The 10,973-nt window shown below is 70.8% G+C and carries 10 protein-coding genes; 4 read left to right on the top strand and 6 right to left on the bottom strand.

The genetic code is table 11. From position 1 onward, the window contains the following. Positions 1-82: 82 nt before the first annotated feature. The 3 genes from ACQUQD_RS31475 to ACQUQD_RS31485 all read right to left on the bottom strand — a co-directional run bounded on the left by ACQUQD_RS31475 (position 83) and on the right by ACQUQD_RS31485 (position 4,756). Complete coding sequence (locus tag ACQUQD_RS31475; RefSeq protein WP_428955546.1) at positions 83-1,492, bottom strand: CoA transferase; 1,410 nt, start codon at positions 1,490-1,492, stop codon at positions 83-85. An 89-nt stretch (positions 1,493-1,581) separates the two neighbouring features. Next, positions 1,582-3,135: a S8 family serine peptidase gene (locus tag ACQUQD_RS31480; RefSeq protein WP_428955547.1), complete on the bottom strand. Its 1,554-nt coding sequence runs from the start codon at positions 3,133-3,135 to the stop codon at positions 1,582-1,584. Between the two features lie 91 nt (positions 3,136-3,226). Continuing rightward, positions 3,227-4,756, bottom strand: a complete 1,530-nt coding sequence (locus ACQUQD_RS31485) for a S8 family peptidase (protein WP_428955548.1) — start codon at positions 4,754-4,756, stop codon at positions 3,227-3,229. 365 nt (positions 4,757-5,121) lie between these two features. On the opposite strand from ACQUQD_RS31485, the gene ACQUQD_RS31490 reads away from it, so the two are divergent. From ACQUQD_RS31490 to moaA, 3 genes are all read left to right on the top strand, one after another. Next, complete coding sequence (locus tag ACQUQD_RS31490) at positions 5,122-5,490, top strand: DUF485 domain-containing protein (RefSeq protein WP_428955549.1); 369 nt, start codon at positions 5,122-5,124, stop codon at positions 5,488-5,490. After that, complete coding sequence (locus ACQUQD_RS31495) at positions 5,487-7,112, top strand: solute symporter family protein (RefSeq protein ID WP_428955550.1); 1,626 nt, start codon at positions 5,487-5,489, stop codon at positions 7,110-7,112. The genes ACQUQD_RS31490 and ACQUQD_RS31495 overlap by 4 nt, the downstream gene beginning before the upstream one ends. A gap of 157 nt (positions 7,113-7,269) precedes the next feature. Next, positions 7,270-8,268 carry a GTP 3',8-cyclase MoaA gene (gene moaA / locus ACQUQD_RS31500; RefSeq protein WP_428955551.1) on the top strand — a complete coding sequence of 333 codons (999 nt, stop codon included), beginning with the start codon at positions 7,270-7,272 and terminating at the stop codon, positions 8,266-8,268. 24 nt (positions 8,269-8,292) lie between these two features. On the opposite strand, the gene ACQUQD_RS31505 is transcribed toward moaA, so the two are convergent. Both ACQUQD_RS31505 and ACQUQD_RS31510 read right to left on the bottom strand, forming a co-directional pair. Beyond that, on the bottom strand, positions 8,293-8,541 hold the full coding sequence (locus ACQUQD_RS31505) for a hypothetical protein (RefSeq protein ID WP_428955552.1): 249 nt from the start codon (positions 8,539-8,541) through the stop codon (positions 8,293-8,295). A 230-nt stretch (positions 8,542-8,771) separates the two neighbouring features. Beyond that, the gene (locus tag ACQUQD_RS31510; protein ID WP_428955553.1) at positions 8,772-9,122 is read right to left on the bottom strand and encodes a DUF3099 domain-containing protein; all 351 of its coding nucleotides are present in this window, start codon (positions 9,120-9,122) and stop codon (positions 8,772-8,774) included. A 225-nt stretch (positions 9,123-9,347) separates the two neighbouring features. Here ACQUQD_RS31510 and ACQUQD_RS31515 point away from each other — a divergent pair, with 225 nt between their 5' ends. Continuing rightward, entirely contained in the window at positions 9,348-9,623 is a 276-nt protein-coding gene (locus ACQUQD_RS31515) for a GlsB/YeaQ/YmgE family stress response membrane protein (RefSeq protein ID WP_428955554.1), read from the top strand. Between the two features lie 58 nt (positions 9,624-9,681). On the opposite strand, the gene tyrS is transcribed toward ACQUQD_RS31515, so the two are convergent. Next, positions 9,682-10,953: a tyrosine--tRNA ligase gene (gene tyrS, locus ACQUQD_RS31520; RefSeq protein ID WP_428955555.1), complete on the bottom strand. Its 1,272-nt coding sequence runs from the start codon at positions 10,951-10,953 to the stop codon at positions 9,682-9,684. Between the last annotated feature and the right edge of the window lie 20 nt (positions 10,954-10,973).

The following is a 10,973-nucleotide window of genomic DNA, read 5'->3' on the forward strand; positions in this document are numbered from 1 at the left end:
ACTGTTGGATCTTCACCAGCCGGGACAGAGCAGGGCAAGTCCAGAGGAACAACTGGAGCAGAGCGATCCGGACGTTGCCGGATCAGACCGGCGCGGCCCGGTCCGTCCACGCGGCCGCGTCCGCGCCCCAACGCCCGGGCGGACGCGCCCAGTCGGCCGGGCCCCCGGCGAACGACAGCGGCGGCAGCGCGTACCGCAGCCGGTCCGTCGGCCCGTCGGCCGTGCTGAGCCAGGCGGCCGGATCCCGCGCGTCGTACGGCTCTCCCTGCTGCCCGTCGTCCGCCCGGCCCAGCCCGTCGACCAGCCAGTGCGCCGTCTGGGCGAGCGCGTACCGCAGCACCCGGGACGAGCCCTCCCGCGTCTGCTCCGTGAGGGCGCGCAGCACCCCCGCCGCCAGCAGATAGCCGGTGCCGTGGTCGAGGGCCTGCGCGGGCAGGGCACCCGGCTCGTCCACCGCGCCCTCGACCGCCGCGATCCCGGTCGCGACCTGGACGAGGCTGTCGAATCCGCGCCGCCCGCCCCACGGCCCGTACGCGCCCCACGCCGACAGGGACGCCACCACGAGCCCCGGACGCCGCTCGACCAGCGCCCGCGGGCTCAGCCCGAACCGGTCGAGCGCGCCCGGCCGGTAGCCCGTGACCACCACGTCGGCGCCGGCCAGCAGTTCCTCGAAGGTCCGCCGGTCCGCGCCCGCCGTCAGGTCGAGCCGCGTCGAGCGCTTGCCGAAACCGGTGTCGGCGTGCGCGTCCGGGTCCTCCGGCAACTGCGGGGCGTCCACCCGCAGCACGTCCGCGCCGAGCAGCGCCAGCGTGCGGGTGGCGACGGGGCCCGCGATGACCCGGGTCAGGTCGAGGACGCGGACACCGGCCGCGGGCAGCCCGGAATCCGTGGACCAGGAGCGCGGGGCGGCCGCGTCCGGCCGTTCCCGGGTCAGGAGCGGGTGCCGGGCCACCGCGGCGCCCTGCGGATGCGCCGCCCACTCCTCGGGCGTGCGCAGCGCGACGGCCAGGCCCCCGGCCGCATACACCGTCTCCTCGACCTCGTGCGCCGACCGTCCGGCGAGCAGCTCCGCCACGTCCTGCGCCGTCGCGTCCGCGCCGACACCGAGCGCCGCGCGCAACCGCGCCCGGTGGTGCGGGTAGTTCGCGTGGGTGCGCAGCCAGCCGTCCGCGGTGCGCCAGAACCGCGACAGCGGCGCGAAGGCGACGGGCTCGCGTCCGTCGACGAGCAGGTGCCGCTCGCTCGTGAAGGCAGTCGCGACCGCCCCGTCGTCGACCCGCACCTGTACGTCGCGGACCGGGCGCCTCGCGCGCGTGGCGCCCAGTTCCGCTGCCGCGAGGGCGCACGCGCCGACGCAGGCGCGGGCCAGTTCGATCACGGGCAGACGCGCGGGCAGCGCACCCGCGCGCGTGAGGGCGGAGATACGGGACAGCAGGACGGGATCGCCGCCGAGCGCCTGCCAGGCGGTCGCCGTACCCGGTGTGTGTGTCATGCAGGCACTATCGCGCAGGTCCGGGCCACCGCACGCGGAAGGGGCGAGTGGCCTGCGCCACTCGCCCCCGGTGAACGTCCGTCAGCCGCCTACTTGGTCACGGCGTCCAGCGCGTCCGCCGTCCCCGCTCCGTAGAAGCTGTTCTTGTTCTTGCCTCCCTCGCACACCGCGTCGACCGTGCCGTCGCCGTCGATGTCGTACGGGTCGGTGCACGGCGTCGCGTCGGCCTCCTTGTAGAGAAGCGCCTTCACCTGCGCCGCCGAGGCGTGCGGGTGCGTCGACCTGATGAGCGCGGCGACCCCCGCGACGTGCGGCGACGCCATCGATGTACCGGCCTTGTAGCCGTACTTGCCGCCCGGCAGCGTCGACAGGATCAGTCCGCTGGTCGCCGGGGGAGCGGGCGTCTGGTAGGCGGTGCTGTCACCGCCCGGCGCGGCGATGTCGATGACGTTCCTGCCCCAGTTCGAGTACGACGCCTTGATGCCCTTGGCGCCCGTCGCCGAGACCGTGACCACGCCGGGCAGCTGCGACGGGATGTCGAAGCAGTCCTTGGTCCTGATGGTCCGCGGCACCGGCGTGGTGTCGTCGGGCGACGAGTCGTCGACTATCTCGTCCTGCGCGAGGTCCGTCGCCGCGTTGCCGGCCGCCGCGACGTTCACGGCGCCCTTGTGCTCCGCGTACTGGGTGGCCCGCGTGACCGCCGTGACGAGCGCCTTCTGGTCGGCGTCCGTCTTGCAGTTGAACAGCCAGGGGTCCGTGTAATAGCTGGAGTTGGTGACGTCCACACCGTGGTCGGCCGCCCACATGAAGCCGCAGACCACGGCCTCCGTGTAGTACATGCCGGTGGCCGGCTCGGCCACCTTCAGGCTCGCCACCTTCACACCGGGGGCGACGCCGGTGACACCGACCCCGTTCTTCGCGGCGGCGATGGTGCCCGCCACGTGCATGCCGTGGTCGGACTCGCCGGCCACCGGGCGCCACGCGCTGTCCTTCTGCACGGGCACGCCGCCCAGGCAGCTGGCCGACGCGTTCTTGTCGAAGTTCGGCGCGATGTCGGGGTGGGTGTCGTCCACGCCCGAGTCGAGCACGCCGACGGTCACCTTGGAGCTGCCCAGCGACTTCTCGTGGGCCCGGTCCGCCTTGATGGCGGGCAGGTCCCACTGCAGTGGCTCCAGCGGGTCCTGCGCCGAAGTCGCCGCCGCGGAGGCCTTCTTGACCTCGGCGGCGGTCAGCACCTGCTCGGTGTCGAGGTCGTCGCTGGACTGCGCGGCCAACGGCGCGGTGCGCGTGGCGCCGGCCGACTGGACGCCGCGCGCGGTGCGGATCGTCTTCGCGAAGTCCGGGTTCTTCGAGTGGACGACGATGACGCCGATCTTGTCGTACGCGATGACGACGGTGCCGCCGGCCTTGCCGATGGCCTTCCGTACGTCGGCCGAACCACCCTTTCCGGGGCGGACGTTGACGACATAGCTGAGATCGGGGCCGTCCGTCGCGGCGACGGAGGCGCCGCCGGCGGTCTCCACGGCGGGCGCCGCGGAGGCGGCCGCGTTCGGCAGGAAGGCCAGGGCCGTGGCGGCGGCGATGCCGAGCGGCACGGACAGGGAGCGCCGCGCGCTCCGGGGACGCGGATGAGGCGCCGTCATGGGATCTCCCGTTCGTTCGAGGATGCGTGAGGCCGGAGCCGCGCGGGCCGTCGGACGGCCCGCGCGGTGACTGCTCGACGTCGGCGGAGGGCTACTTGACGGCCTTGAGGGCGTCGACGATGCCGTAGCCGTAGAAGCCGTTGCGCTGCTTGCCGCCCTCGCAGGTGGCGTCGACGACGCCGTCCCCGTCACCGTCGTAGGAGGCCGGGCAGACCTCCTCGTTCGCCTGCGCCTTCATCAGCGCCTGCAGCTGCGCCGGGGACGCCCACGGGTGCGTCGACTTGAGGAGCGCGGCGACGCCGGCGGCGTGCGGCGACGCCATCGAGGTGCCCTGGAGCCAGCCGTACTCGCCGTTCGGCAGCGTGGACAGGATGCGGCCGTTCTTCGACGGGGTGTCCGAGGGGATCTGGTACTTGTCGCCGCCCGGCGCCGCGATGTCGATGACGTTGTTGCCGTAACTGGAGTAGTACGCCTTGGACTTGGTCACACCGGTCGAGCTGACCGTGACGACACCCGGCAGCTGGGTCGGCACGTCGAGGCAGGTGTGCGGGTCGATGGTGCGCTCCACCGCGGTCGAGTCGTCCGGGCTGGAGTCGTCCAGGATCGCGTCGGAGTCGAGGTCGTGGTTGGAGTTGCCCGCGGAGGCGAAGCTCAGGGTGCCCTTCTTCTGGGCGTACAGCTGGGCCCGGTTCACCGCGTCGACGATGGCCCGCTGGTCCGGGTCGTCCATGCAGTTGTACATCCACGGGTCCACGTAATAGCTGTTGTTGGTGACCTCGATGCCGTGGTCGGCGGCGAACACGAAGGCGCACACGACGCTCTCCGGGTAGAACAGCTCGCTGACCGGGTCGGCCACCTTGATGCCCGCGACCTTCACGCCGGGCGCGACCCCCGCGACGCCGACCCCGTTGCGCGCGGCGGCGATCTCACCGGCGACGTGCGTGCCGTGGTAGTGGTCCGGGTTCGCGGGCCGCCAGGCCCCCGGCGAGGTGTCCGCCTTGCCGCCGACACAGCTCGCCGACTGCGACGCCGAGAAGTTCGCGGCGAGGTCGGGGTGGGTGTCGTCGACGCCGGTGTCGATCACGCCGACGGTGACGCGCTTGCTGCCCGGGTTGACCGTGGCGGCCTTGTCGGCGCCGATCGCCCGCAGGTCCCACTGGTCCGCCTCGAGCGGCTCCTGGCCCGAACCGGCCTTCGCCGCAAGGGACTTCGCGTCGGCCTTCGAGAGCTTCTGCACGGCGCCCTCGTCGGTGGTGCCGGCGAGGCTGAGCGGGGCGGTGCGGGTCGCGCCCGCCGAGGCCACGCCGCGCGCGGCCCGTATCTGCTTGCCGAAGTCGGGGTTCGACGCATGCACGACGATGACGCCGATCTTCCCGTACGTCTCGACCGTGGTGCCGCCGGCCGCGGATATCGCCTTCTGCACGGAGGCGAGGGTGCGGCCGTCGGTGCTGCGCGTGTTCACCACGTACGCGAGCGCCGCCGAATCCGTCGAACCGGCCGTCACCGCCGGGGAGTCGGCGGGCACGGCGGCCGCGGACGGCAGGAAGCCGAAGGAGGCCGTCAGTGCGATGCCGATCGGCAGGGCGAGGGCCAGGCGGCGTCTGGCAGGCAGATGAGCCATGGGATCTCCACATCATCCGTCGTGAAGGGCGAATACGGAAAAGCCCGAACACGAGTGGTGCTCGGGCAGGTACATGACGCGTGGTGCGCTGCGAACGTATCTCTAGTCGCCGCAGGTCATCAACGAGTTCCGAAAGAAATCAGGGGAGTTGAACCACGGCGCCCGTGTCCCCGTGACGTTGTGCAAGGGGGCACGTGCACGATCCGGCCCCCTGTTGGATCAGGTCGGGGAGCTCTACCATCGCGACCCGGCTCACGTGATCCACGTCACTGTGAGAGTCGAGAACCCGTATGTCCGCACCACCCGGCACCCCCGCCGGCCCCCCACCCCCGTCCCCGACCGCACCCGCATCGCGAGGAGACTCCGTGGCCACCGACGCACCACCACCCCAGAAGGGCAGCACGGACGCCGGTCCCGCACTGCCCTCGACCGAGGAGTTCATCGAGGTGCAGCAGAGCGAGGAGTTCGGCGAACTGCGCCGCGCGCACCGCTCGTTCGCCTTCCCGCTCACCATCGCGTTCATCGCCTGGTACCTGCTCTACGTCCTGCTCTCCAACTACGCGGGCGACTTCATGGGCACCAAGGTCTTCGGCAACGTCAATGTCGCCTTCATCCTCGGCCTCGCCCAGTTCCTGACCACGTTCCTCATCGCCTGGTGGTACTCGCGGCACGCCGCCGCGAAGCTCGACCCCAAGGCCGAGGCCATCAAGTCCCGTATGGAGGGCGGCGCATGAGCCCCGCACTGAACGTGCTCGCGGCCCAGGAGGCCAGCGAGCACCGGCCGCTGATCATCAGCCTGTTCGCGGTCTTCGTGCTCGCGACCCTCGTCATCACCGTCTGGGCCGGCCGCCAGACCAAGAGCGCCTCCGACTTCTACGCGGGCGGCCGCCAGTTCACCGCCTTCCAGAACGGCCTCGCGGTCTCCGGCGACTACATGTCCGCCGCGTCGTTCCTCGGCATCGCGGGCGCCATCGCCCTCTTCGGCTACGACGGCTTCCTCTACTCGATCGGCTTCCTGGTCGCCTGGCTCGTGGCGCTCCTCCTGGTCGCCGAACCGCTGCGCAACTCCGGCCGCTACACGATGGGCGACGTCCTCGCCTACCGCATGCGCCAGCGCCCGGTCCGCACCGCGGCCGGCACCTCCACGATCGTCGTCTCGATCTTCTACCTGCTCGCGCAGATGGCCGGCGCCGGCGTCCTCGTCTCGCTGCTGCTCGGCATCACCTCCGACGCGGGCAAGATCCTCATCGTCGCCCTCGTCGGCGTCCTGATGATCGTCTACGTCACCATCGGGGGCATGAAGGGCACCACCTGGGTGCAGATGGTCAAGGCGGTCCTGCTGATCGCCGGCGCCATCCTGCTGACCTTCCTGGTGCTGCTGAAGTTCGACTTCAACGTGTCCGACCTGCTCGGCACCGCCGCCGAGAACAGCGGCAAGGGCGCCCCGTTCCTGGAGCCGGGCCTCAAGTACGGGGCCACGGCCACCTCGAAGATCGACTTCATCTCGCTCGGCATCGCCCTGGTGCTCGGCACCGCGGGCCTGCCGCACATCCTGATCCGCTTCTACACGGTGCCGACCGCCAAGGCCGCCCGTAAGTCGGTCAACTGGGCCATCGGCATCATCGGCGCCTTCTACCTGATGACGATCGCGCTCGGCTTCGGCGCCGCGGCCCTCATCAAGCCGGCCGAGATCATCGCCTCGAACCCGGCGGGCAACACGGCGGCCCCGCTGCTCGCCCTCCATCTCGGCGGCGTCGACTCCAACTGGGGCGCGATCCTGCTGGCGTCCATCTCGGCCGTCGCGTTCGCCACGATCCTCGCGGTCGTCGCGGGCCTCACCCTCGCCTCGTCCTCCTCGTTCGCACACGACATCTACGCGAACGTCATCAAGAAGGGCAAGGCGTCCGAGAAGGACGAGATGAAGGCCGCCCGCTGGGCCACCGTCTTCATCGGCATCGTCTCGATCGGGCTCGGCGCGCTCGCCCGCGACCTGAACGTGGCGGGCCTGGTCGCCCTCGCGTTCGCCGTCGCCGCGTCCGCGAACCTGCCGACGATCCTCTACAGCCTCTTCTGGAAGCGGTTCAACACCAACGGCGCCCTGTGGTCGATCTACGGCGGCCTCTTCACCGCCGTCTTCCTCGTCCTGTTCTCCCCGGTCGTCTCCGGCAACCCGAAGACCTCCATGTTCAAGGGCGTCGACTTCCACTGGTTCCCGCTGGAGAACCCCGGCATCATCTCGATCCCGGTCGGCTTCCTGTTCGGCATCATCGGCACGTACGTCGCCAGGGAGAAGGCCGACAAGGGCAAGTACGCGGAGCTGGAAGTGCGCTCGCTCACCGGCACCGGAGCCCACTGACCGCGGTTCCTCCGCCCCGAGCCCCCGTCGCAGAGCGCTCGTAGCTCTCTACGACGGGGGCGCGGCACACTCGTGGGATCACCGGCCTGCCTCTGTCGGACCCGTCACGTAGGCTCGGTCGGTAGAAGGCAGAACACGTATGAGGGAGGGGGCCCACGTGCTCATCGACACCTACGGCCGGGTCGCCACCGACCTGCGGGTTTCACTGACCGACCGGTGCAATCTGCGGTGCACGTACTGCATGCCCGAAGAGGGCCTCCAGTGGCTGGCCAAGCCCGACCTGCTCACGGACGACGAGATCGTCCGCCTCATCCGCATCGCCGTCACGCACCTCGGCATCACCGAGATCCGCTTCACCGGTGGCGAGCCCCTGCTGCGCCCCGGCCTGGTGGGCATCGTCGAGCGGGTCGCCGCGCTCGACCCCCGCCCCAAGATGTCCCTGACGACGAACGGGATCGGGCTCAAGCGCACCGCGAAGGCCCTGAAGGAAGCCGGCCTGGACCGGGTGAATGTCTCTCTCGACACCCTTCGGGCCGACGTCTTCAAGACCCTGACCCGCCGCGACCGCCACAAGGACGTCATCGAGGGTCTCGCCGCCGCCCACGAGGCGGGCCTCACCCCGGTGAAGATCAACTCGGTCCTGATGCCGGGGCTGAACGAGGACGAGGCCCCCGACCTCCTGGCCTGGGCGGTCGAGCACGACTACGAGCTGCGCTTCATCGAGCAGATGCCGCTCGACGCCCAGCACGGCTGGAAGCGCGACGGCATGATCACCGCGGGCGACATCCTGGCCTCCCTGCGTACGCGCTTCGAGCTCACCGCCGAGGGCTCCGAGGAGCGGGGCTCCGCCCCGGCCGAGCGCTGGGTCGTCGACGGCGGCCCGCACCGGGTCGGCGTCATCGCCTCGGTCACCCGCCCGTTCTGCTCGGCCTGCGACCGCACCCGGCTCACCGCCGACGGACAGGTCCGCACCTGCCTGTTCGCCACGGAGGAGACGGACCTGCGCGCGGCGCTCAGGGCCGAGGGCCCCGAGAGCACCGACGAGAACATCGCCCGTATCTGGAAGCTCGCCATGTGGGGCAAGAAGGCCGGCTCGGGCCTGGACGACCCGTCGTTCCTGCAGCCCGACCGCCCCATGTCGGCGATCGGCGGCTGACCCCCGACATCGGACCCGCGTGGCTCACGCCTCGCGGGCGTCCCACTCCGCCAGCGTCACGACATCCTTCAGGAACCCGCGCACGCCGAGGAACTGGGTCAGATGCTCACGGTGTTCCTCGCACGCGAGCCACGTCTTGCGGCGCTCCGGCGTGTGCAGCTTCGGGTTGTTCCACGCGAGCACCCACACCGCGTCGGCACGGCAGCCCTTGGCCGAGCACTGGGGTGTCGTGGGGGACTGCGACGGGGATCCGGAGAGGTTCGCGAGGTTCACGCGTCAACCTTAGACGCCCGGAAAAAGCCCTGGAAATGGCGACGCCGAGCAGCCACGGGGGGAGCTGCCCGGCGTCGGTCCGTCGCTCCGACGGGGGATGCGGAGCGCGTACGCAGTATGTCACGCGGGACCCGCTACCCGGCACCTCAACTACATGATTGATCTGAGCTTTTCTTGAGCTTTGTGGACCGGTTGCCCGGGCCTGCTCCGGGCGTCCGCGCAGGCGCCGCTCAGGCGCGGTCCTCCGGTGCCGGTTCCGCCGGACCGGTCGCCGGGGTGGGCGCGATCATCGGGCGCGACGGCGCAGGTACGAACGTCGACGGCAGCCCCGGCGCGTTCTCCCGGCCCGCGTTGGCGATGACCACGGCGACATAGGGGAGCAGGGCGCCGAGCACCAGTGTCACGATGGCGACGTGCCGCTCGACGTTCCACAGCACCGCCGTGAGGATCACCGAAAGGGTGCGGACCGACATCGAGATGACGTACTTGCGCTGCCGTGCGCGCACATCCTCGGCGAGCCCCTGCCGGGCCCCTGTGATCCGGAAAACCTGTGCTCCGCCGTTGCTGCTGCGCTTCCGCATCACATTCCACCACCCGACCATTCGCCGGACTCTCCCCGGACCGGACTGCCTCCACGTTACGCCCGGGGTGCGTCGGCTACGAGACCGGGGCGGGTCCCGGCCGGGCGTGTGGCCTGCGCCCCACCACGTATGGAGCTGCCCGACATGCGCCGTATGGCGTACGGACCGAGACTGAACGCACGGTGCGCAGGCGCGCACCCTCACGCCGCATGAGGAGGCGACGGCATGAGTTGGTTGTGGGCGATCATCGTGGGATTCGTGCTCGGACTGATCGCGAAGGCGATCCTGCCGGGCAAGCAGCAGATCCCGCTGTGGCTGACGACGGTCTTCGGAATCCTCGGCAGCGTGCTGGGCAACTGGGCGGCCACCGGCCTCGGCGTCAACGACACCAGGGGCATCGACTGGACCCGCCATCTGCTCCAGCTGATCGGTGCCCTGGTGGTGGTCGGCGTGGGCGACATGGCCTGGGTGGCCCTGCGCGGCAACAAGAAGAAAGCCTAGGAACGGACGAAGGGGGCCACGTCCCGGACGGGACGTGGCCCCCTTCGGGGCGTCCGGGTCAGGCCGTGACCTCGACCGCGGCCAGGTTCTTCTTGCCGCGCCGCAGCACCAGCCACCGCCCGTGCAGCAGCTCGTCGGCGCCCGGGACGAAGTCCTCGGCGGCGACCTTGACGTTGTTCACGTACGCGCCGCCCTCCTTCACGGTCCGACGCGCCGCGGACTTGCTGGCGACCAGACCGACCTCGGCGAACAGGTCGATGACCGGACCGAGCTCGGCGACCTGGACCTTCGGCAGCTCGGACAGCGCCGCGGCCAGCGTCGCCTCGTCCAGGTCCGCCAGGTTCCCGTCGCCCTGCCCGAACAGCGCCTTCGACGCCGAGATCACGGCGGCCGTCTGGTCGGCGCCGTGCACCAGCGTCGTCAGCTCCTCGGCCAGCGCGCGCTGCGCGGCGCGGGCCTGCGGCCGCTCCGCGGTCTGCGCCTCCAGCGCTTCCAGTTCCGCACGGGACTGGAAGGACAGGATCCGCATGTACGTCGAGATGTCCCGGTCGTCCACGTTCAGCCAGAACTGGTAGAACGCGTACGGCGACGTCATCTCCGGGTCCAGCCAGACGGCGCCGCCCTCGGTCTTGCCGAACTTGGTGCCGTCCGCCTTCACCATCAGCGGCGTCGCGATGCAGTGCGCCGACGCCTCCGGCTCCAGGCGGTGGATCAGGTCGAGCCCGGCCGTGAGGTTGCCCCACTGGTCGGAGCCGCCCTGCTGGAGCGTGCAGCCGTAGCGCCGGTACAGCTCCAGGAAGTCCATGCCCTGCAGCAGCTGGTAGCTGAACTCCGTGTAGCTGATGCCCTCCTGCGACTCCAGGCGCCGCGCGACCGAGTCCTTGGTCAGCATCTTGTTCACGCGGAAATGCTTGCCGATGTCGCGCAGGAACTCGATCGCGGACATCCCGGCGGTCCAGTCCAGGTTGTTCACCATGACCGCCGCGTTCTCGCCCTCGAAGTCGAGGAAGGGCTCGATCTGCGAGCGCAGCCGGGTCACCCAGTTCGCGATCGTCTCCGGATCGTTCAGCGTGCGCTCCGCCGTCGGGCGCGGGTCACCGATCTGGCCCGTCGCGCCGCCGACCAGCGCCAGCGGGCGCAGGCCCGCCTGCTGGAGGCGGCGCATCGTCAGGACCTGGACCAGGTGGCCGACGTGCAGGGAGGCGGCGGTCGGGTCGAAGCCGCAATAGAACGTGACCGGACCGTCCGCGAGCGCCTTGCGCAGGGCGTCCTCGTCAGTGGACTGGGCCCACAGGCCGCGCCACTTCAGCTCGTCGACGATGTCGGTCACGGTGCCGTGTCTCCTTGAAC

Origin of the sequence: Streptomyces sp. cg35 (genome assembly GCF_050410835.1) — a bacterium.
Taxonomy (GTDB): Bacteria; Actinomycetota; Actinomycetes; order Streptomycetales; family Streptomycetaceae; genus Streptomyces.

What these genes read in the sequence shown, in the direction of transcription:
- ACQUQD_RS31475 (WP_428955546.1), bottom strand. Translation starts at nt 1,492, where the DNA reads ATGACACACACACCGGGTACGGCGACCGCCTGGCAGGCGCTCGGCGGC.
- ACQUQD_RS31480 (WP_428955547.1), bottom strand. Translation starts at nt 3,135, where the DNA reads ATGACGGCGCCTCATCCGCGTCCCCGGAGCGCGCGGCGCTCCCTGTCC.
- ACQUQD_RS31485 (WP_428955548.1), bottom strand. Translation starts at nt 4,756, where the DNA reads ATGGCTCATCTGCCTGCCAGACGCCGCCTGGCCCTCGCCCTGCCGATC.
- ACQUQD_RS31495 (WP_428955550.1), top strand. Translation starts at nt 5,487, where the DNA reads ATGAGCCCCGCACTGAACGTGCTCGCGGCCCAGGAGGCCAGCGAGCAC.
- ACQUQD_RS31510 (WP_428955553.1), bottom strand. Translation starts at nt 9,122, where the DNA reads ATGCGGAAGCGCAGCAGCAACGGCGGAGCACAGGTTTTCCGGATCACA.
- ACQUQD_RS31515 (WP_428955554.1), top strand. Translation starts at nt 9,348, where the DNA reads ATGAGTTGGTTGTGGGCGATCATCGTGGGATTCGTGCTCGGACTGATC.